This is a genomic window from Planotetraspora mira, from assembly GCF_016863275.1.
GTDB lineage: Bacteria > Actinomycetota > Actinomycetes > Streptosporangiales > Streptosporangiaceae > Planotetraspora > Planotetraspora mira.
In genome coordinates, this window is sequence record NZ_BOOO01000040.1 from 93,036 (window position 1) to 117,885 (window position 24,850).

The 24,850-nt window shown below is 67.6% G+C and carries 28 protein-coding genes and 1 pseudogene; 18 read left to right on the forward strand and 11 right to left on the reverse strand.

The window, feature by feature from the left end:
• Window positions 1–162: 162 nt before the first annotated feature.
• Entirely contained in the window at window positions 163–1,083 is a 921-nt protein-coding gene (locus tag Pmi06nite_RS34120) for a glycerophosphodiester phosphodiesterase (RefSeq protein WP_239114390.1), read from the forward strand.
• A 155-nt stretch (window positions 1,084–1,238) separates the two neighbouring features.
• Here the strand turns inward: Pmi06nite_RS34120 and Pmi06nite_RS34125 are convergent, their stop codons facing one another.
• Entirely contained in the window at window positions 1,239–2,870 is a 1,632-nt protein-coding gene (locus Pmi06nite_RS34125) for an MFS transporter (protein WP_203957311.1), read from the reverse strand.
• A 1,086-nt stretch (window positions 2,871–3,956) separates the two neighbouring features.
• Here Pmi06nite_RS34125 and Pmi06nite_RS34130 point away from each other — a divergent pair.
• The 3 genes and pseudogenes from Pmi06nite_RS34130 to Pmi06nite_RS34140 all read left to right on the forward strand — a co-directional run bounded on the left by Pmi06nite_RS34130 (window position 3,957) and on the right by Pmi06nite_RS34140 (window position 5,329).
• Window positions 3,957–4,367, forward strand: coding sequence for a VOC family protein (locus Pmi06nite_RS34130; RefSeq protein WP_203957312.1), 411 nt, complete (start codon window positions 3,957–3,959; stop codon window positions 4,365–4,367).
• 153 nt (window positions 4,368–4,520) lie between these two features.
• Window positions 4,521–4,727: pseudogene (locus Pmi06nite_RS34135) on the forward strand (IS5/IS1182 family transposase); the annotation flags it as partial.
• 80 nt (window positions 4,728–4,807) lie between these two features.
• A complete protein-coding gene (locus Pmi06nite_RS34140; protein ID WP_203957314.1) occupies window positions 4,808–5,329 on the forward strand; it encodes a hypothetical protein in 522 nt (173 codons plus the stop codon).
• A 70-nt stretch (window positions 5,330–5,399) separates the two neighbouring features.
• Here the strand turns inward: Pmi06nite_RS34140 and Pmi06nite_RS34145 are convergent, their stop codons facing one another.
• On the reverse strand, window positions 5,400–6,047 hold the full coding sequence (locus tag Pmi06nite_RS34145; protein ID WP_203957315.1) for a winged helix-turn-helix transcriptional regulator: 648 nt from the start codon (window positions 6,045–6,047) through the stop codon (window positions 5,400–5,402).
• Between the two features lie 406 nt (window positions 6,048–6,453).
• Here Pmi06nite_RS34145 and Pmi06nite_RS34150 point away from each other — a divergent pair, with 406 nt between their 5' ends.
• The 4 genes from Pmi06nite_RS34150 to Pmi06nite_RS34165 all read left to right on the forward strand — a co-directional run bounded on the left by Pmi06nite_RS34150 (window position 6,454) and on the right by Pmi06nite_RS34165 (window position 10,181).
• Entirely contained in the window at window positions 6,454–7,356 is a 903-nt protein-coding gene (locus tag Pmi06nite_RS34150) for an NmrA family NAD(P)-binding protein (RefSeq protein WP_203957316.1), read from the forward strand.
• Between the two features lie 8 nt (window positions 7,357–7,364).
• On the forward strand, window positions 7,365–8,636 hold the full coding sequence (locus Pmi06nite_RS34155; protein WP_203957317.1) for an MFS transporter: 1,272 nt from the start codon (window positions 7,365–7,367) through the stop codon (window positions 8,634–8,636).
• Between the two features lie 61 nt (window positions 8,637–8,697).
• Entirely contained in the window at window positions 8,698–9,393 is a 696-nt protein-coding gene (locus tag Pmi06nite_RS34160) for an SDR family oxidoreductase (RefSeq protein WP_239114391.1), read from the forward strand.
• A 263-nt stretch (window positions 9,394–9,656) separates the two neighbouring features.
• Complete coding sequence (locus Pmi06nite_RS34165; protein WP_203957319.1) at window positions 9,657–10,181, forward strand: carbonic anhydrase; 525 nt, start codon at window positions 9,657–9,659, stop codon at window positions 10,179–10,181.
• Here the strand turns inward: Pmi06nite_RS34165 and Pmi06nite_RS34170 are convergent.
• Entirely contained in the window at window positions 10,138–10,362 is a 225-nt protein-coding gene (locus tag Pmi06nite_RS34170; RefSeq protein ID WP_203957320.1) for a hypothetical protein, read from the reverse strand. The two genes, Pmi06nite_RS34165 and Pmi06nite_RS34170, sit on opposite strands and share 44 nt — an antisense overlap.
• Before the next feature lie 38 nt (window positions 10,363–10,400).
• Between Pmi06nite_RS34170 and Pmi06nite_RS34175 the strand changes: the two genes are divergently transcribed.
• Entirely contained in the window at window positions 10,401–11,705 is a 1,305-nt protein-coding gene (locus Pmi06nite_RS34175) for a UDP-glucose dehydrogenase family protein (RefSeq protein ID WP_203957321.1), read from the forward strand.
• A 177-nt stretch (window positions 11,706–11,882) separates the two neighbouring features.
• On the opposite strand, the gene Pmi06nite_RS34180 is transcribed toward Pmi06nite_RS34175, so the two are convergent.
• Together Pmi06nite_RS34180 and Pmi06nite_RS34185 are read right to left on the reverse strand one after the other, a co-directional pair.
• On the reverse strand, window positions 11,883–12,338 hold the full coding sequence (locus Pmi06nite_RS34180; RefSeq protein ID WP_203957322.1) for an oxidoreductase dimerization domain-containing protein: 456 nt from the start codon (window positions 12,336–12,338) through the stop codon (window positions 11,883–11,885).
• On the reverse strand, window positions 12,302–12,556 hold the full coding sequence (locus tag Pmi06nite_RS34185) for a hypothetical protein (RefSeq protein WP_203957323.1): 255 nt from the start codon (window positions 12,554–12,556) through the stop codon (window positions 12,302–12,304). Before Pmi06nite_RS34185 ends, Pmi06nite_RS34180 begins: the two co-directional genes overlap by 37 nt.
• Before the next feature lie 11 nt (window positions 12,557–12,567).
• On the opposite strand from Pmi06nite_RS34185, the gene Pmi06nite_RS34190 reads away from it, so the two are divergent.
• The gene (locus tag Pmi06nite_RS34190; RefSeq protein WP_203957324.1) at window positions 12,568–12,897 is read left to right on the forward strand and encodes a hypothetical protein; all 330 of its coding nucleotides are present in this window, start codon (window positions 12,568–12,570) and stop codon (window positions 12,895–12,897) included.
• 288 nt (window positions 12,898–13,185) lie between these two features.
• Here Pmi06nite_RS34190 and Pmi06nite_RS34195 read toward each other — a convergent pair whose 3' ends face one another.
• The 3 genes from Pmi06nite_RS34195 to Pmi06nite_RS34205 all read right to left on the reverse strand — a co-directional run bounded on the left by Pmi06nite_RS34195 (window position 13,186) and on the right by Pmi06nite_RS34205 (window position 15,254).
• Window positions 13,186–13,557: a hypothetical protein gene (locus tag Pmi06nite_RS34195; RefSeq protein ID WP_203957325.1), complete on the reverse strand. Its 372-nt coding sequence runs from the start codon at window positions 13,555–13,557 to the stop codon at window positions 13,186–13,188.
• Window positions 13,558–13,571: 14 nt separating this feature from the next.
• Window positions 13,572–14,384 carry an FHA domain-containing protein gene (locus Pmi06nite_RS34200; RefSeq protein WP_239114392.1) on the reverse strand — a complete coding sequence of 271 codons (813 nt, stop codon included), beginning with the start codon at window positions 14,382–14,384 and terminating at the stop codon, window positions 13,572–13,574.
• A gap of 186 nt (window positions 14,385–14,570) precedes the next feature.
• Window positions 14,571–15,254 (reverse strand): hypothetical protein, encoded by a 684-nt coding sequence (locus tag Pmi06nite_RS34205; RefSeq protein ID WP_203957326.1) that lies wholly within the window; start codon window positions 15,252–15,254, stop codon window positions 14,571–14,573.
• 141 nt (window positions 15,255–15,395) lie between these two features.
• Here Pmi06nite_RS34205 and Pmi06nite_RS34210 point away from each other — a divergent pair, with 141 nt between their 5' ends.
• The 3 genes from Pmi06nite_RS34210 to Pmi06nite_RS34220 are packed head-to-tail and all read left to right on the forward strand — an operon-like array spanning window position 15,396 to window position 18,546.
• Window positions 15,396–15,755: a response regulator gene (locus Pmi06nite_RS34210; RefSeq protein ID WP_203957327.1), complete on the forward strand. Its 360-nt coding sequence runs from the start codon at window positions 15,396–15,398 to the stop codon at window positions 15,753–15,755.
• Window positions 15,752–17,908 (forward strand): sensor histidine kinase, encoded by a 2,157-nt coding sequence (locus Pmi06nite_RS34215; RefSeq protein ID WP_203957328.1) that lies wholly within the window; start codon window positions 15,752–15,754, stop codon window positions 17,906–17,908. The genes Pmi06nite_RS34210 and Pmi06nite_RS34215 overlap by 4 nt, the downstream gene beginning before the upstream one ends.
• Window positions 17,899–18,546 carry a response regulator transcription factor gene (locus tag Pmi06nite_RS34220; protein ID WP_203957329.1) on the forward strand — a complete coding sequence of 216 codons (648 nt, stop codon included), beginning with the start codon at window positions 17,899–17,901 and terminating at the stop codon, window positions 18,544–18,546. The genes Pmi06nite_RS34215 and Pmi06nite_RS34220 overlap by 10 nt, the downstream gene beginning before the upstream one ends.
• Window positions 18,547–18,870: 324 nt before the next feature.
• On the opposite strand, the gene Pmi06nite_RS34225 is transcribed toward Pmi06nite_RS34220, so the two are convergent.
• On the reverse strand, window positions 18,871–19,305 hold the full coding sequence (locus Pmi06nite_RS34225; protein ID WP_203957330.1) for a nitroreductase/quinone reductase family protein: 435 nt from the start codon (window positions 19,303–19,305) through the stop codon (window positions 18,871–18,873).
• 221 nt (window positions 19,306–19,526) lie between these two features.
• Here Pmi06nite_RS34225 and Pmi06nite_RS34230 point away from each other — a divergent pair, with 221 nt between their 5' ends.
• The 4 genes from Pmi06nite_RS34230 to Pmi06nite_RS34245 all read left to right on the forward strand — a co-directional run bounded on the left by Pmi06nite_RS34230 (window position 19,527) and on the right by Pmi06nite_RS34245 (window position 22,215).
• On the forward strand, window positions 19,527–20,075 hold the full coding sequence (locus tag Pmi06nite_RS34230) for an IS256 family transposase (protein ID WP_203957331.1): 549 nt from the start codon (window positions 19,527–19,529) through the stop codon (window positions 20,073–20,075).
• Between the two features lie 19 nt (window positions 20,076–20,094).
• Window positions 20,095–20,232 (forward strand): hypothetical protein, encoded by a 138-nt coding sequence (locus tag Pmi06nite_RS43085; RefSeq protein ID WP_203957332.1) that lies wholly within the window; start codon window positions 20,095–20,097, stop codon window positions 20,230–20,232.
• Window positions 20,233–20,467: 235 nt separating this feature from the next.
• Window positions 20,468–21,412: a C45 family autoproteolytic acyltransferase/hydrolase gene (locus Pmi06nite_RS34240; RefSeq protein WP_203957333.1), complete on the forward strand. Its 945-nt coding sequence runs from the start codon at window positions 20,468–20,470 to the stop codon at window positions 21,410–21,412.
• A 404-nt stretch (window positions 21,413–21,816) separates the two neighbouring features.
• Window positions 21,817–22,215 (forward strand): hypothetical protein, encoded by a 399-nt coding sequence (locus Pmi06nite_RS34245; protein WP_203957334.1) that lies wholly within the window; start codon window positions 21,817–21,819, stop codon window positions 22,213–22,215.
• Window positions 22,216–22,491: 276 nt separating this feature from the next.
• Here the strand turns inward: Pmi06nite_RS34245 and Pmi06nite_RS34250 are convergent, their stop codons facing one another.
• Complete coding sequence (locus Pmi06nite_RS34250) at window positions 22,492–23,025, reverse strand: hypothetical protein (RefSeq protein WP_203957335.1); 534 nt, start codon at window positions 23,023–23,025, stop codon at window positions 22,492–22,494.
• Between the two features lie 638 nt (window positions 23,026–23,663).
• On the opposite strand from Pmi06nite_RS34250, the gene Pmi06nite_RS34255 reads away from it, so the two are divergent.
• Window positions 23,664–23,885: a hypothetical protein gene (locus tag Pmi06nite_RS34255; RefSeq protein WP_203957336.1), complete on the forward strand. Its 222-nt coding sequence runs from the start codon at window positions 23,664–23,666 to the stop codon at window positions 23,883–23,885.
• Here the strand turns inward: Pmi06nite_RS34255 and Pmi06nite_RS34260 are convergent.
• Window positions 23,850–24,353, reverse strand: a complete 504-nt coding sequence (locus Pmi06nite_RS34260; protein WP_203957337.1) for a hypothetical protein — start codon at window positions 24,351–24,353, stop codon at window positions 23,850–23,852. The genes Pmi06nite_RS34255 and Pmi06nite_RS34260 overlap by 36 nt on opposite strands.
• Between the last annotated feature and the right edge of the window lie 497 nt (window positions 24,354–24,850).

The following is a 24,850-nucleotide window of genomic DNA, read 5'->3' on the forward strand; positions in this document are numbered from 1 at the left end:
TCTGGCCAGGGCACTGGGACAGGGGTGACAAGGGTTGGCCACGCGGCGCTCGAATGCTCACCTGCCGGGAATCAATGGGTTACTCGTCCATCGCCTGCAAGCCGCGATCAATGGGGCGAGTTCAGCTCGTGGTAGGCCTAACCGAGTACGGGGAGATCTGAGTTGCGCCGAGTCGGCCTCATCATCACCACCGCCCTGGCTGCCATGGCGGTAGGTGCGAGCACAGCGGCCGCCGATCCTTCAACGGTGATCGGCGTCGCCCACCGCGGAGCGTCGGCGTACGCGCCCGAGAACACCGTCGCGGCCTTCAAGCTGGCCGCCGAACAGGGCGCGGACATGTTCGAACTCGACGTTCAGGAGACCAAGGACCACAAGCTGGTCCTGATGCACGACACGACGCTGAACCGCACCACCGACGCGGAAAAGGTCTTTCCCAACCGGAACTCCTGGAAGGTGGGCGACCTGACCCTCGCGCAGATCCGCAAGCTCGACGCCGGTTCGTGGGCCGACACCGATTACGAGGGCGAACCGGTGCCCACCCTTGGCGAGGCGCTGCGCGCGATGCAGGGAAGCGGGCTCGACCTGCGGCTGGAGATCAAGTCCCCGCACCTCTACCCGGGCATCGAGGGCCGCGTCGCCAGCAAGCTGCGCCGCAACTCCTCGTGGCTCAGCGGGAGCAGGCTCGTCCTCCAGTCGTTCGACTGGGACTCCATGCGTACCTTCAACAAGGAACTGCCCCAGGTGCCGATCGGCCTGCTCGGCACACCGGAGACCGCGGATCTCGACGACCTCGCCAAGTTCGCCGACGAGATCAACCCGCCGTACGCCGACGTAACCCCCTCATACGTCAAGTGCGTACACGACAACGGCATGAAGATCTTCACCTGGACCGTGAACGACCCCGACGACATGAGCCGCATGACCTCCTACGGCGTAGACGGCATCATCACCAACAAGCCAGACGTACTGAGCGAGCTGGCCGCCACTCCGGACCAGCGCGCCGGCAACGAGAAAGCCGACGACGAGTCCTTCGAGAAGCTGACCACCGTGGACGAGATCAACATGTATCAGCGCGCCGCCTGACCGGAGTCCTCAGTGCCCGCCTCCCTGGCTCGGCGGGGCCGGCCCCACGGGCGCCGTCGGCCCAGGTCCACAGGGCGAACATGTGCCGTTCGGGCAGGTACGTGGCCTGACTGTCCGACGGCGCCTCGGGGAGTTTCTGCCTGGTTCCCATGGCTTCAGCGGGTGCCCACCTCGTCGCCTTCGCGGGCGGTCAGGTCCTCGGCCCCAGCCCCGGGGGCCGTCTCGTCCGCGATCGGGCTGCCGTCCCGCGCGGGCTCCGGCTCGCCCCCGGCAGCCGCGGGCTTGCGGATCGCGCGCAGGGCGAGCAGCAGCACGGCCGCGCCGAAGAGCGCGATGAACATGATCCAGACCGCGCCGACATGCATGGCGTGGACGAACGCGTCGTCGGCGGCGTGCCCGAGCGCGGGCAGGTGGGACGTGGTGGCGACGTGCCGCGCCTGTTCGGCGGAGACCCGCGCCTGCTCCCGTACCGGTCCGGGGACACCGTCCAGCGACGGCTCGATCGCGCGTCGGTACACGATCGACATGATCGTGCCGCCGACGGCGATACCGATCACACTGCCGGTCTGGCGCACGGTGTTGGTGACGGCCGACCCGGCACCGGCCCGCTCCAGCGGCAGCGTGCTGATCAGCGCCGCGGTCACCGGGCCGAGCACCATGCCGATGGACAGGCCCTGGACCAGCAGCACGACCTCGATCCAGACGAGGGGCGTGCCCAGTCCGAAGAGCCCGTACGCGCCCATGGTCAGTGCCGCGACGATCAGCGCCGGCACGGCGACGAGCCGCAGCGACCAGCGGTGCACCAGGCGGGCGCCGACGGGCGCGCCGAAGATCGCGCCGAGCGCGGTCGGGAGGCCGGCCAGGCCCGCCTCGATCGGCGAGTAGCCGCGCGCGCCCTGCAGGTAGAACGCGTTGTAGAAGGTGACCGCGGATATGGCGAACAGGAGCAGGCCGAGCGCCGCGTTGCCGCCGCCGAACGCGCGCTGGGCGAGCAGCCGGGGATCAAAGCTCGGCATCTTGCTGCGCAGTTCGACGCGGACGAACACGGTCAGCAGGATCAGTCCGACGACGATCGGCGCCCAGACGTCCGTACGGCCCCAGGCCGCCGCCTGACCCGCGCGGATCAGCCCGTAGGCGAGCGCCGCGAGGCCGGTGATGGACAGCAGCATCCCGGCCGGGTCCAGCGGTCGCACGACGGGGCTGCGGAAGTTCGGGACCAGCAGGGCGATGCCGATCAGCGCGAGGACCACGACCGGGACGTTGACCAGGAAGACCGAGCCCCACCAGAAGTGGTCGAGCAGCACACCGGCGAGCACCGGGCCCACGGCCATGCCGACCCCGGCGGAGGTCGAGGAGATGGCGATCGCGGTCGACCGCGCCGGGCCGGTGAACGTCCATATGAGGATGGCCAGGTTGGCCGGCATGATCAGCGCGCTGCCGACGCCCATCGCCGCCCGCGCGGCGATGAGCTGCCCCGCGTCCCCCGCGTACGCTGCCCACACCGAGGACGCGGCGAAGACCACCAAGCCCGTCGCGAGCACGGCCCGGTGGCCGAAGCGGTCGCCCAGCGCACCCGCGGTGAACATCAAGGTGGCGAAGGCCAGCGTGTACGAGCCGGTGGCCCACTGCAGCTCGGCCGGGCCGGCGTTCAGCCCACGGACCGGGTCCGCGAGGGTCTCCAGGGTGGTACTCAGGACGGTGTTGTCCAGCCAGATCAGCAGTGAACACACCATGAGAACGGCAAGAATCAACCGCTGCCTGGAATTCGGCAACGTGGATGTAGTCATGAATACCTTCGAATGCGATCTGGAAAAGCTGACGAGCGGGACCGTAGGCAACCATCGGGCGTATGTCAATTCCCGGGTAGCCGGTCACGGTCGGCGATTTTCCAGCGCCCCCGAGGGCATGCCGCCAAGCGTTCTGTCAATTCTTGAAGATGTGAGCGGGCCGGCGGTTTAGTGCGCTCCCGTGGGCATGCCGCCAAGCGTTCTGTCAATTCTTGAAGATGTGAGCGGGCCGGCGGTTTAGTGCGCTCCCGAGGGCATGCCGCCAAGCGTTCTGTCAATTTCTGATCCTGTTGTTTGACTTCGCGTGAATTCCGTGCCCCACCCCGTGTTCCGGCTCTGCTCCGCGCCCTTGTCCCGCCCCGTGTACCAGGTCGTGCGCTGCGCCGGACGTAGGAAGGGGGTGGGCGCCAGCGCCGGTGCGACCGCTCTCGGGGCCGCCGGGAGCGGCCGAGTACCCAGACGGCTACCCCGTGCGGGCGGTCCTTTCGGCCTGCCGGTTCAGCAGGCCGAACGTTCTTCCTCGCATATTTTTGGAATAGGAGGATTGGAATTCACCCGCGCCAGTGGAACGGAAGTCGCCGGGGTATTCATGGAGAGGCAGGGGACAGAGCCGACCGCACTCTCGCCAGGGTGTTTCTCGTCCGCAGGGAAAGGAGAGGCGCGCCCTGGATCAGGTTTGCTCTGTCGGTTCTTCTATTCGCGTCCACCAATTGATGTTCTGACCGGTGGTCCCGAAGGCTTCGTTCAGTCGGTTGCTGAGATCGCGAAAGGTGCCGCGCTCGGGTTGCTGTTCAGGCGTCCAGGTGGCGTCGAATTCCTCGCAGAGGAGGAAGCTGATCTCGCCGCCCCGTACTCGGTAGGGCTTGACCCATCCCTGACCGCATCGAGGACACTACAGTCGCCTGTGCATGCGGCCATGCTTTCCAACTGGAAAGCGTTCGTCGCAACGGCACGCTTGGTGAGAAGTCAGGCTGTGAGGTCGTATTCGGCCTGGTAGGTGCGTTTGTGTTCTTGGTGGCTGTGGTAGCCCGTTCTAGGGCCTGCCTCAAAGTCCCGGCTTATTTGATCTTGTGACAAGATCCCGGGATGCTGCGATTCACCGACTTCATCATCGATTGCCCAGACGCGATGAAACTGGCGGCCTTCTACTCCGAGGTGACGGGTCGCCCGCTCAAGGAGGGCAGCCACGAGAACTGGGCCGGTATCCAGTTCGGCGAGATCGAGTTGGCCTTCAACCCGGTGGAGGACTACCACGCCCCCCAGTGGCCCGACAGCGAGCACCCCAAGCAATTCCACCTCGACTTCGAGGTCGACGACATCGAGGCCGAACAGAGCCGCGTCCTGGCCCTCGGGGCGTCCCTGCAGCAGGACTCCATCGGCTCCGACGGCTATGGCTGGCGCGTCTACACCGACCCCGTCGGCCACCCCTTCTGCCTCTGCCACAACAAGGGTGTCATCTGGACCGACCAGGGCCTCATCTGGCCCAAGCGCGCTTAGAGCGGCTCCAAGGCGCTACGAGGGTGCACGGCTGACCCGCTAGGACGTCACCGCGGATGACTGCCTGGTGCTCGATGAGGTGTCCGCCGGCGTCCGGTCGGGGTGCCCGCCCGGCCCGGTCGCGCCGGGCGGCCCGTGACCGACCACGCGCCGGGACGTTCCCGCGGCGGCCTGACCACCAAGCTGCATCTGGCGTGCGAGCAGGGTCAAAAGCCGCCGGCGATCCTGCTGATCGCCGGTCATCGTGGCGACAGCCCGCAGTTCACCGTGGTCATCGACGCCATCCGGGTGCCTCGTCTGGGTAGCGCGCGGCCCCGGACCCGGCCTGGCAGTGTTCTGGCGGACAAGGCCTACACCTCGGGTGCGGCCCATGGTGCGCTCGGATAGCTCGCCCGGCGCCAATCCGCAAACGTCAGTCCAAGATCGTAAGCTTGCCGCCCATGACCAAGGCTCGGACCATATCGTTCGATCTCCACGTCGCCTATAGCCAGGCGTACCTCATCGACCTCATTGACGACGCGATGGGCCCAGGCGACCTACTCGACGACCACCCCACGCATCCCGTCGGGATCATACGTGTGAAAGACGGCATCGCGTTCCTGGTCACAGGCCTGCACACGGGCACGGTCGGCTTCTCGGCGACGGTGGCCGATGGCGACCCGGGAGCGGACACCGACGGGTACGAGGACATCGTGGAGATCAGTTTCAAGTCCACCGTCGGACGAGTCTCCCTGCTCGAGTGGTCGCCCGAGGTGGCCCATGACCTCCCCGACCTAACCACAGGACCGGGGTGGTACCGACTGCGCTATCACGCCCGGGGCATGGACGAGGCGCGGGAGGCGGACACCTCGGCAGAGATCATCGATAGCTATCTGCTGCAGATCCGGCCCCAGGACGAGTCCCAACCGCGCGTGGTCAAGAGCACGAGCAAGCTGCTCGCCATGTGGCGCAGCGCGGGCTGAGATATCCGACAGACTTCGCCGCCGACAGCACAAATTCCTGTTCCGGCTCGTCGGGGGCTTACGGCGTGCTTCAGACCGGCTGGGGGATGGTGAACAGGCGCAGAAAGGTGTTCAGCAGTTCGCGGCGCCCGGACAGTTCGACCAACCCACACTTGGCCGCCCGCATGAGCTCCCAGTAGGAGGGGAGCCCGTCCGGCTGGAAGGCGATCGCGAGATCGGGCTCGCCTGAAGCCGGGCCTACGCCGGCTTCGAGCTTCCCGTCGGTGACCGCGAGGTGCACCACCAGGTCGGGGGCGCGGACCTCCCAGGTCGCGGTCACCCCTGCCGCGGCTTCGGCGTGGAAGACCCCCCGCAGGTTCATGATCAGCGACTCGGGCGTGACGATCTCGCCCGGTCGTGGCTCGCCCGTGTGCACGGCGCCCCAGCGCCCGAGGGCGAAGATGGCCGGTTCGAGTTCGCGGCCGACAGAGGTCAGCGTGTAGAGGACGCCGCGCTGTGGCGCCGGCGCGACGCGGCGTTCGACGATGCCCGACTGCTCGAGCTCCTTGAGTCGGGTGGAGAGCACGTTGGTGGGAATGCCCGGCAGCCCGTCGAGCAGGTCGGTGTAGCGGTGCGGCCGCACCGCGAGATCGCGCACGATCAGCAGCGCCCATCGTTCGCCCACGAGCTCCAACGCGCGGGCCAGGCCGCAGTACTGACCGTAATCACGACGCTTCATGCTTCAACTATAGCAACCTCTTTAATCTGCCGCCTGATTCGTTTTACGAAGCTGACTTGCAAAAACGAAGTAGCACGCCTAGGGTCACCGACATGACCGAACGGACCCTGGGCGACCGTCCTGGTCCAGAGTTGCGACGGGCGGTCACGCACGGCCCGCGCACGGTCCCCGTCGCTCGCCGCGTCCACGGCGGGCCCGGACGCCTTCGCCGTCACCTCGAACCCGTGATCGGCGGGCTGCTTGTCACTCGAGCCGGCGCCGGGAGACTCCCGGTGCACCCTGCCGGTCGGGATCGCGGCCGCTCGGCTCGTGCCGTACGTCACGAAGATCCCCGATCCGTTCGGCACGGGGCGGCTGACTCCACCCAGTCCACCACCGCATCGTGAATCGACCAGCGGAGAACCATATGTCCTCATCAGCTACAAGCAAGACCGTCCTCGTCTCGGGAGCGACGGGTGACACCGGGCGAGCGACCGTCCGGGAGTCCATCGCTCTCGGCCTCAACGTCAGGGCCATGGTGCGCAGCATCGATGCACGTTCCCAGGCCCTCGCCGACCAGGGAGCCGAGGTCGTCGTCGGAGACTTCCTGGACCCCAACACCCTTCGCCCGGCCATGGAAGGCGTGGACGCGGCATATCTGTGCTATCCGGTCGCGCCGGGGCTCATCCACGCGACCGTCAACTTCACCCAGGCCGCGAAGGAGACGGGCGTCAAGGCGGTCCTCAACTGCTCCCAGCGGTCCGCGAACCGCGAGTCCACCAGCCCCTCGTGCCGCGACACCTACATCGCCGAAGAGGTGCTCAACTGGTCCGGGCTGAACGTCGTTCATCTCCGCCCGACCCTCTTCCTCGAGTGGTTGCAGTACTCCTGGATGCCGTCCAAGCTGCGGGAGGGCGTCCTGTACATGCCGGTGGGCGAGGGCACCAGTTCCCCCGTCGCCGCCGAGGACCAGGGACGCGCCATCGCCGCGCTGCTGCTGCACCCCGAAGAGCACATCGGCACCACCATCCCGCTCTCCGGCCCGGTCGAGATGGGCCACGAGCAGATGGCGGCCGAACTCACCGAGGCACTCGGCAGGAAGATCGTCTTTGAGAACCCGCCCATGGCGGAGTACGCCGCGCACCTCGAGGCGGCCGGCGTGCCCCCCTACGGCGTCGCGCACATCACCGGCGCGATGCTCGACTACCAGAACGGCCGCATGTCGGGCGCCGACGACAACATCGAGAAACTCACCGACCGCCGGTCGATGACGGTCGGCGAGTACGCCCGCGCGCACGCCGACCTCCTCAACGGCGACAGACTGACCTAGGTGGTGCTGTGACCAATCCAGACACGGTTGGGTTGCTTTCCGGCCCCGAAGGCCGGCGAGCGCGAAACCCGTCCTCGCGCCGGCCGCACCTGCCGCGCACCGTCGGCTTCGCCGGCATCTCGGCGGCGATGGTGGCGATCCTCGTCGCGGCCGGCGCCCCCACGCCGCTCCTGCCGATCTACCAGAGGAACTGGGGCCTCGCGCCCTGGCAACTGACGCTCGCGTTCGGTGTCTACGCCATCGCGCTCCTGATCGCGATCCTCGTGATCGGATCACTGTCCGACCACGTCGGCCGGCGCCCACTCATGATCGCAGCGCTCACGGTCGAACTGGCGGCGATGCTGGTATTCCTGTTCGCGCCCTCGATCGGCTGGCTCATCGCCGCCCGCATCGTCCAGGGAGTCGCCACCGGGGCGGCCTCCAGCTCGCTCAGCGCCGCGGTCGTGGAGCTCGCTCCCGAGCGGCACAAGAAGCTCGGCGCCCTGATGACCAGCATGGCGCCCCTGGCGGGCCTGGGCATCGGGGCGCTCTTCGCGGGCCTGCTCGCCCAGTTCGTCTCCGATCCCGCGTTCACGGCCTGGCTCGTTCTCGTCGTGGTCGTGGCCGCCGGAACCGTCTTCACCGTGTTCACGCCGGAGACGTCGTCCCGCAAGCCGGGCGCGTTGGCGTCACTGGTCCCGCGCGTCTCGGTGCCACCCCAGGTGCGCGGTCTCTTCGCATCGACCCTGCCCGTCGTGATCAGCGCGTTCATGACGATGGCGCTGTTCCTGGGCCTGGTCCCCATCGTGATGGGCGCCGTCTTCGGGGCCGGAACACCATTCGTCGGCGCGTTGGCCGCGTTCGTCACCTTCGGCGTCGGGACCGTGGTATCGGCGGTCACGACCGGCGTGCGACCTCACCACTTGAGGCTAATCGGGGCCAGTGCGATAACCGTCGGCGCGTTCGAGTTCATCGTGAGCGTCCGCGCCGAAGCACTGCCCTTCCTGTGGATCGCCGCCGTGTTGGGCGGCGCGGGGCTCGGTGCGTCGTTCTCGGGGATCACCCGGGGACTCGTGCCCGAGGTGAAAGCTCACGAGCGCGCGGGGTTGTTCACCGCCATCTACCTCGTGGGCTATCTCGCCATGGGCATCCCCGCGATCATCGCCGGCCAGTTCGCCGGGGCCGTCGGCGTGACGTCCATGGCGACCGGCTTCGGGATCGTCATCGCCATCGTGGCCATGGCCGGCGTGGTCGTCACCGGCACGCGCACTGCACGGCGCCGGAAGGCCCATGCGGCCTAGCGCCGGCCTTCTCATCGCAAGAGATCACTCCTGAGTGAAAGGGAACAAGAACATGACATCGATGAACAACGCGACCGTCCTCATCACGGGCGCCAACGGCGGGCTCGGTACCGCACTCGTCCAGGCCGCCCTCGAGCGAGGCGCCGCCCGTGTCTACGCCGCCGCACGAAACCCGAAGGACTGGGACGACAAGCGCGTCGTGCCGCTGCGCCTTGACCTGACCGACCCCGCCTCGATCGAACGGGCCGCGGGCGAGGCCGGCGACACCACCGTCCTGGTGAACAACGCGGCCATCTTCCCCCGAGGCGACCTGCTGAGCGCCCCGATCGAGGAGATCACGGCGACCATCGAGACGAACCTGGTCGGACCGATCCGCCTCACCCGTGCCCTCGCACCCGCTCTCCGATCGGCCAAGGGTGCGCTGGTCAACGTGGGTTCCGTCCTCAGCTGGCTCGCGGTCGGCAAGGCGCACAGCGTCTCCAAGGCCGGCCTGTGGATGGCGACGAACGCCTTGCGCCTCGAACTCGCACCTGACGGAGTGCAGGTGCTCGGCGCCTACTTCGGCCCCACCGACACGCCGATGCAGGCGGACAACCCCTCGCCCGGCAAGCACAAGCCGTCCGACGTCGTCGCGTCGGTGTTCGACGCTCTGGAGGCCGGCGAGAACGAGGTACTCGTCGACGACATGACCAAGGGCGTGCACGCCGCGCTCTCCCAGTCCGTCACCGTCCTGTACCCGGCTCTCGCATCGCGATAGCTCGCCGGCGGCCCCGGTGTGGTCGGTCATGGACTCATGGCGATCACACCGGGCACACCCCGGTGCGCCAGCACCACTACAGCACGGACGTCCTCGGGAACCCGCTGACGGGCCCACTAGATCACCGGCTACCGGCACTACGACGGATTCGCCTACCCCACCCGCCGGTTCGTACTGCGCCGCCACCCCGACGACATCACCCCGGGCCGGCCGCTCACCTTCCTGAACATCGACTCAGTGTCCGTGTCCTAAAGGAACACACCATGAACATCCTGGAAGCCCTCATCCGCCGGAACCGAGCGTTCGCCGAGACGCGATTCGACCCGCGGCTACGTATGCGGCCGAGCCTGAACACCACCGTCATCACCTGCCTCGACCCCCGGGTGGATCCAGCCGTCGTACTCGGCACCGAGCAGGGCGAGATCGCCGTGCTGCGCAACCCCGGCGGGCGGGTGACCCCGCAGACGATCGAGCAACTGCTCATACTCCAGGAGGTGGCGCGGGCCAACCAGCCCGATATCCCGTCCGAGAGGCACATCGTCGTGCTCCAGCACACCCAGTGCGGCATCACGCTCATCCAGAACCGGGCCGACATGCTGGCCTCCTACTTCGAGGTGGCCGAGGAGAACCTGCCCGCCGTCGCCGTCGGCGACCCGCGGGCCGCCGTCGCCCGCGACGTCGCCGCGCTACATGCCGAACCCTGCCTCGACGGCATCCAGGTCTCCGGACTCGTCTACGACGTCCTCACCGGCCTCGTCGACACCGTCGTCCCACCACGAGAACTCTGAAATCGACGTGGCGGGCGATAGCCTCGGCCAAGCCGGGCTCGGAGAACGGGACCCGGCCCGAGGACAAGGTACGGACGATGGCCGGGGCGACGTCCAGGCCGAGGACCTCGTTGCCCCCGATCGCCATACCGGCGGCGTACGGGATTCCGAGGCGGCCGCATCCGATGACGCTGATGTTCACTGAGTACCTCCGAGCGAAGGGACGACCAGAACGTGCGGATGACGATGATCGGGTGCGGCCATCTGGGAGCCACGCACGCGGCCTCGATGGCGGAGATCGGTCATGACGTCCTGGGCGTGGATGTCGACGCAGCGAAGATCGAGACGCTGCGGTCGGGTCGGGCGTGGTTCCACGAGCCCGATCTGGACGAGATGCTGGCCAGGCACATCGCGTCGGGCCGGCTTCGGTTCACCACGGACTTCGCCGAAGCAGGCGAGTTCGGCGACGTGCATTTCATCGGGGTGGCCACCCCGGGCACGGACACCGGCGAGTACGACCTGACGCAGCTGTTCTCGGCGGTGAGCATGCTCGCCGGGCACCTGCACCGACCCTGCGTGATCGTCGGCAAGTCGACCGTCCACGCCGGCACCACCTCTGCCGTGCAGGAACTCGTCCGCGACCTGGCCCCGGCCGGGGACGCCGTGGAGGTCGTATGGAACCCGGAGTTCCTGCGCGAGGGCCACGCCGTTCAGGACACACTGCGCCCGGACCGGATCGTCATCGGCGTGACCAGCGCGGAGGCCGAGCGGATCATCCGCGAGGCCTACGCCCCGATCACCGACGCCGGTGTTCCCCTGGTCGTGACCGACCCGGTGACCTGCGAACTGGTGAAGGGCTCGGCCAACGCGTTCCTCGCGATGAAGATCTCGTTCATCAACGCCATGGGCGACCTGTGCGAGGCGGCTGGAGGAGATGTCCGTCTGCTTGCTGATGCCATCGGGTTGGATCCGCGCATCGGCCGAGCGTTCCTGGACGCCGGCCTCGGATACGGCGGCGGCTGCCTGCCGAAGGACGGGCGGGCGTTCGCCGCACGAGCACGCGACCTCGGCGCGGACGGCGCCGTGGCGCTGCTGTCCGTCGTCGACGACATCAACGCGGCCCGGCGCACCCGCGTCGTCGACCTGACGACGAAGGCGGTCGGGGGTGACGTGGCAGGCACACGCATCGGCGTCTGGGGTGCCGCATTCAAGGTCGGAACGGACGATATCCGCGACTCCCCCGCCCTGGACGTCGCCACCCGCCTCCACGCCGCAGGCGCCGCCCTCACCATCTACGACCCGATGGCCATCGACACCGCCCGCGCCGCCCACCCGGAGCTCGGCTACGCGCAGGATCCGATCGCGGCCGCGCGGGACGCTGACGTGCTGCTCGTCATGACCGGCTGGCCTGAGTTCCGCGCCATCAACCCGCAGGAGCTGGGCGAGGTGGTGGCCAGGCGGGTCGCGATCGACACCCGCGCCGTGCTCCACGACGACTGGTGGGCGGGGGCCGACTGGACGATCCACCGGCTCGGCCGCGGATAGCCGCGTCACGGCCGTTGACCGACGATCACCGCGGCCTGCACGGTCGCCGTGAACCGCCCGGACGGCTCGATGCCGGTCCAGGTCTTACGCAAGGCCACATCCCACGCGTCGTTTCGCGCTTCACTGATTCCATGCGAAAGGGCCGGTCCGCGCGGGGACCGGCCCTTTGCCTCGGCTCTATAGCCCGTAGGTCTCCAGCAGCCGCAGCCACACCTCGCTGACCGTGGGGAACGACGGTACGGCATGCCAGAGCCGCTCCAGCGGCACCTGCGCGGTGACGGCGATGGTGGCCGAATGCACCAGCTCCGCCACTCCAGGGCCGACGAAGGTGACCCCGAGCAGGACCTTGCGGTCCTCGTCGACCACCGCCTTGGCCCGGCCGCGGTAGGAGGGCTCTCGCACGTAGGCGCCGGACACCGCCGCCATGTCATACTCCACCACGCGGACCCGGTAGCCCTTCTCCCGCGCCGCGGCCTCAGTCAGGCCAACGGCGCCGATCTGCGGATCGGTGAAGATCACCTGCGGCACGCCGGACGCGGTGGTCACATCCCTCATGGCGGGTAGGTCATCCGGCTCGCCCTTCGCGCGGGCGACGATCACGTCCCCACACAGGCGGCCCTGATACTTGCCCATGTGAGTGAGCAGGGCACGCCCATTGATGTCGCTGACCGCATACTGTCGTCCACCTGGACAGGCGAGCCCGGCGTCAGGCCGACGGTGACCAGGCCGAGCCCGCCACTGGCCGGGACACGGCCGGTGGCGACCAGCAGCTCGTCGGCGACCACGGGCGGCCCGTCGGCCAAGTGGATGGTCACCTCACCGTTGCGGACGCGCCGCTCCACCCTGGTCACCCGCGCGCGGCATGACCCTGGGCCATTACCCGCCTGCACGCATCGTCCTCCAAGCACACGCCGATCACCTCAGTCGCCAAGTACCGAGCGTCAACAGGTACGTCAACACGGCAGTCATCGCCGATCATCTGACCCAAAAGCCACCGGAACGGCTCAGCTGCACCGCTGAAGATCGCAACCGGATCCTGCAGCAGTACCTGGCGACGCTTAACCGGGATGACTGGAGTGAAACGGTGCGCGCGGACTTGGACCCGAGTACCGACTACTTCACCTGGTTCACCGCCAACGTGGCAGCGCGCCTGCCCCTGAGAGCCTTCCCCGACGCTAACGCTGATGACTAATGCATGACCAGGCTGATCAACGTCTGATTGAGCGAGTGAACGCCGGGCAAGGCGGCGCGTTTACCGGCCACCGGACCCCCGGCGACGAAGGCCGCGACCACGACTCCGCGTGGATAACCCTCACCCTGTAAGCAGGAAGGCCTCTGACGGCGTATTGCCAGTTCAGGGGCCTTCATAGCTGTGTGCGGCCGGAGGTACTCGAAACCCGTACCTTCTGATCCGGTCCTGACCATGTGCCTCGGTCGATCCAAATTGCTCGCACCCTCCAGGGGACAGCGTCCCGCGAGCTCAACCCGTGAGCATGTGCATGATGGGAGTTCCGAGCGCCCCCAGCCAGCCCGCCAGAGCCATCAGCGGCCCGCGCAGAGACTCTCCCGCCACGGCGATCGCCCCCGCCGAGGTCAGTACCTCGGTCAGCCGGGCCAGGCGGGTGGCGATGCTCTGCCGATCGGGTTGCGCGCGGTCCAGTTCGGTCTGTACGGCCTCCGCCTCGGCCGCCTCGGACGGCAGGCCGAGAGCCTGGAGCCGGGTCACCAGCGACGCGGCCCACTCACTGGGCTCTCCCGCGAGGAATGTGCCCTGCTGGCCGCCCTGGATGGTCTGGTCGCCGCCCACGTTGTTGATGTTGACGGCCTGCTGGTTGCCAATGTTGAACGTCAATCCCATCCTCCAACTCACCCGCGCTGGACCGGAGCGTTCCAGGCGTGCCGGGGGTCGGTGTCCACTTTCCTGCCACGTGCTGCGGCGATGATGTGCATGATCAATGCAATCAAGAACAGCATGGCGCCAACCGCCCCGACGGTGTACCCGATGGCCGAAAGTGCGAAGCCCTGCTCGTCGAACAAATTGCCCAGGGACGGTGGCTTGCCGGCCTCCGGGTTGCCGATGTTGTTGAAAATGTCGCCAAAACTTCTGCCGAAGCTGTTGGCGGTGCTGTAGAACCCCCAGAGGTAGACCAAGCCTCCGCCGAACATCAGCGCCAGGCTCAGCCAAATCAACCGCAGAGAACGGGTGCGAGCCGCCGCGACCTCTCGTAGGAAGCTGTCCCGCTGTTGGAAGTAGTGGTTGTACTGGTCGCGGCCCACATTGTTGATCTGGCCGCCTGCCTGCCGGTCGATGTCGAAGCGGACCGGCGGCTCCTGCGCGGGCCGGGCGGGCGGGATCATGCCGGTGCTCCCAGGCACCTCGTACCGTGCGCGGACCATGCCGAATTGGACGACGTCGCCGTCGTGCAGGACCCGGGGCCGCCGTACCGGTTCGCCGTTGACCGACGTGCCGTTGCGCGATCCCAGGTCCTCAACACTGGTCTGGCCGCCCGTCTGGCTCAGCGCGGCGTGGATGAAACTGAGATAAGGATCGTCGAGCCGTAGATCGGCAGCCTGCCCTCGACCGAGGGAGCGGCGTCCGGGGCTCACAGGAAGCACCGTGCCCGCAAGCTGCGACGGGTGGATGACGACCAGTCGGGGATCGTCTGATGACATGGTCATGCCGTCTCCTCGGCAACCGGCGGAACTGGGCCGCCCGGACGGGCGGCTGCTACGGCGCGGCGTCTTCGCCGCCTGACCGACAGATGAGCGATCCTCGAGTGAACCTCGCGCCGCGTGGGCGCGGGGTCACCCAGGAGCGGCGGTGCCACAGCGGTGGGTCGCGCTGCTCGCGGCGTGTCACGCTCGTCAGGTCGCGTTGATCGGGGTCGTCGCTCGCCGGCGCAGGAGCACCGTCACTCCGACCGCGATGGCCCACACCGCAATGCCGGCGGCGGCGGGGAACAGGGGGTTGAACCGGTCAGTGAACAGGATTGTTGCGGTGGCCAGGCCGTGCCCGATGCCGCCGAGGACGGCGGGAACCGCGATCAGCGGGTTACCCAGGGCGCGGGTCCTGGCTCCGACGACGGCGAGGGCGATGATGCCGAGGCAGAACGCGGGTATGGTGATCGTTTCCATGATGACCTGTACGTCGCTGATAGGCGTGGGCCGCCCGGCGGCGATCGCGTCGGCGTCAACGGCGGACACCAGGCGCAGCAGCCAGTCGACGGCAGCCATCGAGGCGGTGATCGCCGCGATGACGGTGACGGTGTGCAGGCGTGGGACGCCGGCGAGGCTGCGGCCGCGGGCCAGCGCCACGAGCGAGGCGGCGATGAGTGCCACGCCGACGAGCAGGATGGCTTGGGAGGGGTACCACGCGGGGTCCTCGTACATCAGCCGCAGGTGCTCCTTGAGGCTGACACCTTCGGGGTCTTCCTTGGGATGCAGCGGACCACCGGCGAGGAAGAACGCTCCTCCCGCCAGCAGTCCCCATCCGACCAGCCGGCTGGGGCGGGTCACGGTCGGCTCCTGCGTCGTCGACCACGTGGACATGGCGTTTCCTTTCCTGGCGCATCGGATCGTCTCCCGGTCACGGTAAGGACGCCTAGGTACGCGTTCATCAGGGTCGTCCCTGGAGCTTGTTGAGGGTTAGCCCTCATGTGCGGACAGCGGATGTTGTGTCAGCCTCGACGGGTGGCACCAACCGCAGTCGTCGTGGACGACCACGCCGACTTCCGCGCTCACGCGGTGCAGTTGCTCGATGCGGCGGGTTACGAGGTCGTGGGCTCCTGCCCCGATGGACGCTCGGCGCTTGCCGCCATCGTGACGCTGCGGCCGGATCTGGTCCTGCTCGATGTGCAACTGCCGGACATCGACGGGTTCGGCGTGATGGCGCAGGTGGAGGAGCTTGACGCCGACCCGACAATCGTGTTGATTTCCACGCGTGAGGAGGCCGACTACGGCAGCCGGGTCGTCCGCAGCGGCGCGGCGGGTTTCATCACGAAGGCGGAGTTATCGGTGCAGTCGCTGAGCCGGGCGGTGGCGCGGCTATGACGAGCCCAGCCGGCACCCCAGAAGCGCAGGCCGAAACGCGCACCACCGAGGCCGCGGGCGACGGCCGTCCGCCGTCACTCGATGCCCAGCGTCCCGGCACCGGGCGGTACGTCGCCGTCTCATGCCTGGGTCTGCTCTGCGCGTTGCTCGTGGTCGGGGGCTTCGTCCTCGGCGTCTATCTGCCGAATCTGCACAACGGGCTGATCGCCGCGGCGTTCACGGCCGTCGGCATCGTGGTCGTCGGCAAGCGATGGGGCAACCGCGAAGGGTGGTATTTCACCGCCACCGGAGTGGCCCATGCGGCGATGTTCTTCGGACGCCAGTACGGCTTCTACTCCGCCGCCCACCGGGACGCCGCCCTGCCCGGCGCGACCTGGGTGGCGTGGACGGGAGTCTGGCCGCTGGCGCTGGTGTTGGTGCTCACCGGCGTCACCCTGATGTGCTTTCCCGAGGGGCGGCTGCCGTCACCTCGATGGCGGGTGGTCGTGGTCGTCATGGTGGCCGACGGGGTTCTGCTGGCGCTCGCTTCGGCGCTGTGGCCGGTGGAGTACGCCGACAACTCCCTGTCGTTGCCCCATCCGCTGCAGCTGGGCGGGTACCAGACCGCGCAGCGGCTGTGGGATGTTCTCGGTCCGGCGAGCTACCTCCTGCTGCAGATTGCCTGGGTGGCCTGCCTGGTGGACCGTATGCGTCGAGCCCGCGGCGATGAGGCGCGCCAGTTCAGGTGGTTTGCGTACGCGGTTGCCATGGGTGCGGTGGCCATGGCGGCAGGCTTGGCGGTCTTCGGCTCTCCGATGCTCGGCGTACTCGCCGTGCCTGCCATTCCCCTTGCCGCCGGGTTGGCGATCGTTAAGTACCGGCTGTACGACATCGACCTGGTCATCAACAAGACCCTGGTCGTGGGCGCGCTGGCGGTGTTGGTCACCCTCGGGTACATCGCGGTGGTGGTGGGTGTGGGCCGGCTGGTGGGCGTGACACCGGGCGCCAACCCGGTGCTGTCGATCGTGGCCACCGCCATGGTCGCCGTCGCCTTCGATCCCGCCCGACGGCGCGTGCAGCGGGTCGCGGACCGCCTCGTCTACGGCAACCGGCCCTCCCCCTACGAGGCACTGGCACGCCTGTCGACGCAGCTGAGCCGCGGCGGTCAGCATGACGACCTGCTTACTGGACTGGCGTCGACCGTCGCTGACGGGGTGGGTGCCGCCGAGGTGACGTTGTGGGTCGGCTCGATCGACGAGCTCGTCACGGTCGCGTGGTGGCCGCCACGGTCCGATCACCGGTCGGCGATGACCATCGCTCCTCGGAACCTTGCCTCACTGGAAGACGGCGGCCGTGCCCATGTGCGTCCCATCGTCCACCGAGGGTTACTGCGTGGCGCCGTGACGCTCACCAAAGCGCCTGGAGAGGTGCTCACAGCCGCCGAGGACAGTCTGCTGCGCGACCTCGTCGCTCAGGCCGGACTCGTCATCGACAACGTGGGTCTCGGCGCGGAGCTGCGGCAGCGCCTTCACCAAATCTCGGTGCAGGCTGCCGAACTGCAGGCCGCCGCGAAACGCATCGTCTCAGCCCAGGACGAGGCCCGCCGGCGCATCGAGCGTGACCTTCACGACGGTGCCCAGCAGCGACTGGTCACCCTGGCGCTCAGCCTCCGGTCGGCGTCCCGCCATGCAGCCGCCGTCGGCGACGATCAGCTCGTGGCCAGGATCGAGGAGGCCACGCGCCAGCTGTCCCAGGCGCTGGCCGAGTTGCGCGAGCTGGCCCGGGGCATCCATCCCGCGATCCTGACGCAGGAAGGACTCGACGCCGCGCTGAGCTTCCTGGCCGAACGCGCACCGCTACCAGTCCGCCTCAACATCCACCTCGAGCGGAGGCCACCCCAGGACGTGGAGACCACCGCATACTTCGTGGTGAGCGAGGCGCTGACCAATGCTGCCAAGCACTCCGGGGCTTCCAGTGTGACGGTCAGCGCGGGACTGGACGGCGACCGGTTGTGGATCGAGGTGACCGACAAGGGACAGGGTGGGGCGGACGACCGCTGGGGAGGCGGTCTGCAAGGTCTGGTGGACCGGCTGGCGGCCCTGAACGGGCACCTGACGGTGCACAGTCCGGCCGGTGGCGGGACCAAGCTCCGCGCGGAGATCCCATGCGAGTGATCCTCGCCGACGACGCCGTGCTGTTCCGGGAAGGGACCGCCCGGATTCTCATCGAAGCCGGTTTCCGGGTCACCGGCCAGGCCGGCAACGCCGCCGAACTGCTCGACCTCGTCCGACGCGATCCCCCCGCCGTTGCGGTCATCGACATTCGGATGCCGCCGGGCCATGCCACCGAAGGTATCGATGCGGCCGCGGAGATCCGACGTATCCACCCGGACGTCGGACTACTACTGCTGTCACAGCACGTCGACACCCACCACGCGATGCGGCTGATGACCGAATTCGAGCGAGGCGTGGGCTACCTGCTCAAGGACCGGGTCAGCGACCTGGCCGGCTTCGCCGGCGACGTGCGCCGCGTGGCCAACGGCGACTGCGTGATCGACCCCGAACTCGTCGCCCGGCTGGTGGGACGCAAGCGCGAGCGTGACCCCCTCACCGCCCTCACCGAACGGGAACGCAGCGTGCTCGCCCTCATGGCGCAGGGCCGCTCCAACAGCGCACTCTCCACAGAACTTCACCTCAGCGCCAAGACGATCGAGGCACACGTACGCAGCATCTTCACCAAGCTCGACCTGCCCCCGGGCGTCGGCGACCACCGACGCGTCCTTGCGGTGCTCGCATTTCTCCGATCGAGCTAGGAGCCGTCGGCCCGGCAGCGTGACCCTCCTGAGGGTCTCCTCCGCATGGAGGGAGCAGGCAGCGAAGAGCTGAGTTACGTCTGAAGCTGGTCGACTCCGACGAGGTCCGCGAGGCCGCGCTGGCGTTCAGCAGTCCAAGCTCGATCGCGGCCAGCTGGTAGTCGCTCCGTAGCAAGATCGGTGACATCCACGGGTGTCCAGGCAGCTGTCACCTCGGCCATGGTCACCCGATGACAAGGCCCGACGGAGGAGGGCCGCGGCAGCGCTTCACCGCCAAGACGGGCCTGGACTTCTACCCGCCTTAACCTCAGCCATTAGGCCTCTCTAGTTGATCCGGAAGACGGGAAAGCCCGAAGCGATCGCCTGCACCTGTTCCTCGGACGCGTTCGCGTTGATTCCCTCAAAGAACCGCCCGACCTCCCAGCCCCAGCGCTTCAGGTACGCCCGGAGAATGGCCGGCTTCTCGTCGTCGGATAGTTCGGTGGCGGTGAACGTTTCGATGCGGCGGCCCACGTGCAGTTCGCCGTTTCCAGCGACGCGCAGGTTGCGGACCCACTGGGTGATGCCTCGGGGTGCGACCAGGTAGCGGGAGCCGTTCAGGGTCAGCATGTTCACCGGCGTGGTGCGCCATTCGCCGCTGGACCGGCCGCGGACGTACAGGATCCGGGAGCCCCAGACGCTGATCCCGAGCCGGGTGAGCCCTGCAACCGTACGGTTGAACAGGTGATCCATGCGGGTGGGTTCGATGTAGCGGGTCATCACAGCTCCTCAGCAGATGATTCCGAGAGCACTGCTCTCGCTAGAGAACAAGCATGCTTGGAGATCCGCTCACAGTCAAGAGCAGTGCTCTCTGATTTGTGCGCCGATCTCGCTGAGGAACGGACCCGGATGGCTCCCACAGACGCGGAAGAGGACCGGATGATCCCCGAAAACACCCAGGCCTGTGATCGTGGTGCCGCAAGTCGCCGAAGACATCCGAAGTGCTTCCCCTGCTTTACCTGCATGGACTGTCCTCGGGGGACTTCGTGCCCGCGCTGGAGCAGTTCCTCGGCGGCTCGCCCGGCCTGTCGTCGGCGTCCGTGACCCGGCTGACGAACCAGTGGCAGGACGACCACACCGTCTTCCAGCAGCGCGACCTCAAGGACCGCGACTTCGTCTACGTGTGGGCCGACGGCGTGCACCCCAAGGTCCGGCTCGGACAGGCTCACTCGTGCGTGCTGGTCCTGCTCGGAGTGCGGCTGGACGGCGCCAAGCAGCTGATCGCTCTCGCGGAGGGACTGCGGGAGTCCACCGAGTCATGGGCCGACCTGCTACGCGACTGCCGCCGACGCGGCATGCGAGTCCGAGCTGGTGGTCGGCGACGGCGCGATGGTCTATGGAAGGCCCTGGCCGCAGTGTTCCCCGCCGCCCGTCATCAAAGGCGCTGGGTCCACAAGGCCCGAAATATCACAAACGCCCTGCCGAAGTCCGCGCAGCCGGGCGCGACGAAGGCCATGCAGGAGATCTACAACGCCGAGGACCGCCGGTAGCCCGGCCGCCGCCCTCGCCATGGTATTCAAGCTGGTCGAGTCCGCCCAGGAACGCCGGCGCGCGATCACCGGCGCCTCCCTCGTCGCAATGGTCCGCTCCGGGGCCAAGTTCGAGAACGGCTTCCTGGCCGAGCGCGACGAGACCGTCGTAGCCTGATCACACGTCACCCGAACCACAGCGATTGACAATTGCTCCGCCACCCGCCTTCTTGACTCCCGGCTCCTCCAACGCGGGACATGATCGCCTACTTGGAATCGGCCACGCTCGCGTTCAGCGGCTTCATCAGATCCAGCGCCTGGCCGTCGCCGATGGCGGCCACCTGGTGAATTACCCGCACAATTAGCTAGGTTGCCCGCACCTCGTCCGATTCGCACAGGGGAAAGTGGCAGCCATGCGGCAACAGCACAAGACCTTCCAGGCGATCGAGGTCGGCGACGGCGGCGACGGGCGGTGGGCCGCCCACGCCCGGGCCCTGTGGCAGGACATGGAGGGCCTGCTGACCGCGGAGGGCAGGACTCCGGAGGGCGCGGACCGTGTTCGGGCGCTGTTCCGTGCGCACATGCCGGAACTGGTCCCGGTTCTGGACCGCCTGGCCGGCCAACTCGTCCGGCCCGAGGCGGAAGTCTTCCTCACCCACGCGGCACTGCGGCCGTTCTCCCCGTCCTGCACCCAGATCGGCAGGAACGGCACTCTGCTGCGCAACTATGACTTCCCGCCCGATCAGTGCGAGGGCACCATCGTCTCCTCCTGCTTCCTGCGCCCCGTGATCGGGATGCAGGACGTGCTGTGGGGCTTGCTGGACGGGATGAACGACGCCGGTCTCGCGGTCTCGATCACCTTCGGCGGACGTTCCGTCTACGGACGTGGCTTCGCCATTCTCATCGTGGTGCGCTACCTGCTGGAGACGTGCGACACCGTAGATGAGGCGGTCGGCAGGCTGCGGTCCCTGCCGGTCGCCGTCCCACAAAACCTCACCCTTGTCGATCCCGCGAAGGCGGTGACGGTGTTCGTGGGGCCGGATATGTCGCCGACGGTGGCGCCGGATGCCTGTGCCGCCAATCACCAGCACCTGCCGGTGACCGACGAGCAGGAGCGGGCCTTGCGGACGCAGGAGCGGCTGCGCGCCATTCGCGCCGCGGGTGCGGACGTGGCGGCGATGCTGAAGCCGCCGCTGTATCGATCCGTCGACGAGCAGGGGTCGGGAACGCTCTACACAGCCCACTACCGGCCCGTCGAGGGCCGTGTGACGTACTACTGGCCCGGTGAGTCCTGGCAACAGTCCTTCGGTGACTTCACACCCGGATCCCGCACCGTGACCTTGGGCCGGGCCAGCTGAGAGGCTTTCCGGACTCCTGCTCACCCTTGTACGAAGATCTTGCAAGAACGTGATTTAACCCGCCGCCGACAGGCCCTCCCTAGGCCGACCCTGCCACGGCCGCACGGTGGACCGGCAGGGGCTCGGCACCGCTCCACTGGTCGGACGAGCGCTGACCGAGCCCTTGGGCCGGCTGAGAAAAGGTCTCGTGCGTGACGAACTGCGTGACAACGCCAACGGACAACCTCGGACACCGGTGACCGGCGGTGGACGATCCCTACAGGTGAAGACCGTGTTCGGGCAGTTCAAAACGCTCATGCCTGTTGCCTGATATGAAGGGGTCCGACACGCCCAGGGCCACTATTCATGGCCAGGCGATGCGTCTTACGAGGTGGCGAGAGCGGTTGAGTTCCGACGGTGTACTCATGAATGAGGACGAAAGCCTTCGGCGTTACGGTCTGAGTCCAGCCGTGGAGGACCTTGGCCAAGTTCGGGAGACCCTGGAGGCTCAAGCAGAGCAAGCCGACAGTGACACCGAGTTGATGAAGCTCTGCTGCGTGCAGCTCTTCAACGCGGGCAACCTCGATGATGTGCTGCCTATCTGGCGGGCCAAGGAATCGAGCTGGGATGCCCACTGTTCGATCGATGTGCAGTTGCTCTGCGGAGCTGGTCTCGAAGAAACCAAGGCGTACCTGGCCACAGAGAAGTCAGCGGATGCTTCAGAGGCATTGGACTACCTGCTGAGCTGCGAGGCAACTGGGGACTTCCTGAACTTCTCCGTAGAGAACAGGTCGCGGCTTTATGCCAGGTACTACCTGGGTTGATCGAGTCCTGTAAATGGTCATCCCCCATGCGTGCCACAGGCGTGCCAGGCGGGACGGTCACCAGAAGAACTCGCGGGGACTCCCGGACAAGGTCACGCGCCCTTGAGCTGCTTAGCAGCACGTCCGTGAGCCGACGTTGTCGTCAGGGTTGTCGTCAGGCGCGACCGCGGAGCCAACAGCAGCAGCGACTCTCCCGACCTGTGATCAAGATGGCCTGCCTAGCCCGCTCAAGTAACCACGTGGTTCGCTGGTCCACCGGTGGAGGCCGCGTGAGGGCTATGACCAGATGATCGTCCCGAGGTCGTAGTACTTGTTGAAGTCCGGCGACGGATCTCCGGGGTAGTGGCCCTCGCTGCCGTACGGCGGGTCCATGTACTGGAGCCCTGTGATCGGCCGCGACGGGGTCGACACGTTGACCATGCAGGTGACCCATCGATCGCCCCTGTGATCGAACGACTCCGGCTGGGGGGTCTCCGGGCAGTTGGGCAGATCTCCGCCGAACCCCATGAGGATGACGTCGGACGGGCCTCCGTCGCGGAACACGGGGTTGAACCGGGGCGCGTACAACGACAGGGCGTCGCCGCTTTCGTTGGTGATGACGACATTGGCGTAGTACGCCGTGCGAGTCTTGAGCAACGCCCGGCTGTCGGCGTCGAAGTCGCCCCGGATGGTGGTGGCCGGGGCACGCCGGATCGGCTGCACGATGATGCCCAGCACGCCTTCGGAGTAGGTCTTACTCATGCGGTTGTACTGACGGACGGGCACGATCGCCTTCTGCCCGAACCGCAGTCGCGTTCCCGGCCGGGTCATCTTCCCGCTCAGCCGCACTGGCCGGGTCGGCGGCGTGGTCGTGCCGGATGAGGATGGGACCGGTGTCGCCGACGACGAAGCCGGGGCAAGGGGTGGCGTCGGGGATCCGGGTGAGGAAACCGGCCGCGTGGTGTCGCCGGCTGTGGAACACCCCGACGCCGGCAGCCCGCCGACCAGGACAAGGGCGCAGGACAAGGCCCTGACCCGGCGAAGTGACCCGCGAAGCGGGGACCTCTCGGCGGCAGACCTGGGAATGTTGCTCACACGCATGATGTCTCCCCCGGGGACCGGTCTCGAAGTAGTGCGACTCGAAGCTTCCCAAGGAGAGGTATCGACGAATGCCTCCCACCGCAAGGCCGGCGACCCACGACTGCACGACCACAACCACGACCGAGAACGCAGTGGTGACTAGCGGACAGCCCACTCAAGGGAGTCGCCGCTGCTTGGCGAGTACGCGATGTACGCCGGCTTGAAGTCCTCCGGCACCTCAAACAGAACGTACCCGCGCACACAACGGCCCTTGTGCACTGTGCGCCCCGGGTTGCCTGGGCACCTGCGTGGTCAGGTCTCCGCAAGGCGGTCATGCCCGAGTTCAGCTTTCCGCAAGTCGAGACCCGACACCCTAAGGAGGGCGGTCTGTGACGAACCCGCTGTCCAACTCTGAGTACCTGGTAATTCAGTTCGATCAGCGCGACGGCAGCCTGGTCGTGCTGGAAAGCCTCGGATACAGCGCGTACGACCGAGACGACGCATTGCGCGACGCCGAGTCCGCGGCCGCCCAAGCGCACGCGCGTGGGCTTCCGATCCAGTACGTGGTGATCCGCCTAGACACCGAGGCAGTCTTCCCAGCCCATGAGTGACATACGATCGGGGACCGTATCGGCGTTAGGGACAAGCACCGCCAGGGCGACTTCTCCCCCAACAATCCCGACAGCTGCGGCTGGTGCTTCGTTGTCGTCGAACGCCTCAGCCAGGGTCTCCAGAACAACATCTGGGTTGTTGGCGCACAACTGGTTCCAGCGTGCGTCCAGCGCGGCTTGCCACTCTGCTCGCTGAGCGGTCAACTCCTGGCGGACGCGGGCGATCTCCTGCTCCCCCGTCCGACGGGCGTGTTCCTTGGCTACTGTCCGCTCGCTTCGCTTGAAAATGCCGATGCCTTCCAGCGCCTTGCTCTCATGACGCTTCCGGATAGCCGACTCATCGACGGGTGACGGCTGCGGAGCTATGGGTGGTGTCGCTGGTGCGAACCCCTCCCGGTGGATGTTGTTGATGGCATCGAATGCGCCGGCGAGCGCCTGCGCCTGCTGAGCCTTCTCGGCAGCTTGCAACTGCCGCTGGTAGGAAGCGACGGAACGTGAAGACGATCGTGAGGATCGTCCTCCACCGATAAGACCGAGTTGCCGGGCATTGAACGCGAACAGCGCCTGACGCCAGCCGGTCGCGGATCACCGCAGTCACGAGCGGGGCAAACATGAGCGTGCCGAACCCGGAACCCGAGTTGACGGTGACCTATCCGAGGGCAGGCAGTGGCATCCACGCCATGGAGAGACGGGCGCGCGGGAACTCGCTGACCGCCACACGATGGCCCGCCCCATGTCCGGGGCTTACGTCAGCAGCTTGGCGTGACACCCCCCGAGGGGACGTGACCGACCTGGCTGGCACTGGTCGCCCGCGGTAGCCGCCGGGCCGGACCACCCCCTGCCATCAGTGCCCGCAACACCCCGGGGTGAGTGATGGTCGGGGCATTGGGCCATGGGCGGCAATCACGCTGCCGGGTTAGCCCGCGGGCGTACGTCCCCGGGCCGATGTCTCGCGGGCGGCGTCT

Excerpts from the sequence above, each read along its gene's own strand:
- Pmi06nite_RS34190 (WP_203957324.1), top strand. The coding sequence starts at position 12,568 with ATGACCCTGGGCCATTACCCGCCTGCACGCATCGTCCTCCAAGCACAC.
- Pmi06nite_RS43085 (WP_203957332.1), top strand. The coding sequence starts at position 20,095 with ATGGTATTCAAGCTGGTCGAGTCCGCCCAGGAACGCCGGCGCGCGATC.
- Pmi06nite_RS34250 (WP_203957335.1), bottom strand. The coding sequence starts at position 23,025 with ATGACCCGGCCGGGAACGCGACTGCGGTTCGGGCAGAAGGCGATCGTG.
- Pmi06nite_RS34160 (WP_239114391.1), top strand. The coding sequence starts at position 8,698 with ATGAACAACGCGACCGTCCTCATCACGGGCGCCAACGGCGGGCTCGGT.
- Pmi06nite_RS34140 (WP_203957314.1), top strand. The coding sequence starts at position 4,808 with ATGACCAAGGCTCGGACCATATCGTTCGATCTCCACGTCGCCTATAGC.
- Pmi06nite_RS34125 (WP_203957311.1), bottom strand. The coding sequence starts at position 2,870 with ATGACTACATCCACGTTGCCGAATTCCAGGCAGCGGTTGATTCTTGCC.
- Pmi06nite_RS34240 (WP_203957333.1), top strand. The coding sequence starts at position 20,468 with ATGCGGCAACAGCACAAGACCTTCCAGGCGATCGAGGTCGGCGACGGC.
- Pmi06nite_RS34130 (WP_203957312.1), top strand. The coding sequence starts at position 3,957 with ATGCTGCGATTCACCGACTTCATCATCGATTGCCCAGACGCGATGAAA.
- Pmi06nite_RS34175 (WP_203957321.1), top strand. The coding sequence starts at position 10,401 with ATGACGATGATCGGGTGCGGCCATCTGGGAGCCACGCACGCGGCCTCG.
- Pmi06nite_RS34215 (WP_203957328.1), top strand. The coding sequence starts at position 15,752 with ATGACGAGCCCAGCCGGCACCCCAGAAGCGCAGGCCGAAACGCGCACC.
- Pmi06nite_RS34205 (WP_203957326.1), bottom strand. The coding sequence starts at position 15,254 with ATGTCCACGTGGTCGACGACGCAGGAGCCGACCGTGACCCGCCCCAGC.
- Pmi06nite_RS34225 (WP_203957330.1), bottom strand. The coding sequence starts at position 19,305 with ATGACCCGCTACATCGAACCCACCCGCATGGATCACCTGTTCAACCGT.
- Pmi06nite_RS34145 (WP_203957315.1), bottom strand. The coding sequence starts at position 6,047 with ATGAAGCGTCGTGATTACGGTCAGTACTGCGGCCTGGCCCGCGCGTTG.
- Pmi06nite_RS34200 (WP_239114392.1), bottom strand. The coding sequence starts at position 14,384 with ATGACCATGTCATCAGACGATCCCCGACTGGTCGTCATCCACCCGTCG.
- Pmi06nite_RS34150 (WP_203957316.1), top strand. The coding sequence starts at position 6,454 with ATGTCCTCATCAGCTACAAGCAAGACCGTCCTCGTCTCGGGAGCGACG.
- Pmi06nite_RS34245 (WP_203957334.1), top strand. The coding sequence starts at position 21,817 with ATGAATGAGGACGAAAGCCTTCGGCGTTACGGTCTGAGTCCAGCCGTG.
- Pmi06nite_RS34220 (WP_203957329.1), top strand. The coding sequence starts at position 17,899 with ATGCGAGTGATCCTCGCCGACGACGCCGTGCTGTTCCGGGAAGGGACC.
- Pmi06nite_RS34180 (WP_203957322.1), bottom strand. The coding sequence starts at position 12,338 with ATGGGCAAGTATCAGGGCCGCCTGTGTGGGGACGTGATCGTCGCCCGC.
- Pmi06nite_RS34165 (WP_203957319.1), top strand. The coding sequence starts at position 9,657 with ATGAACATCCTGGAAGCCCTCATCCGCCGGAACCGAGCGTTCGCCGAG.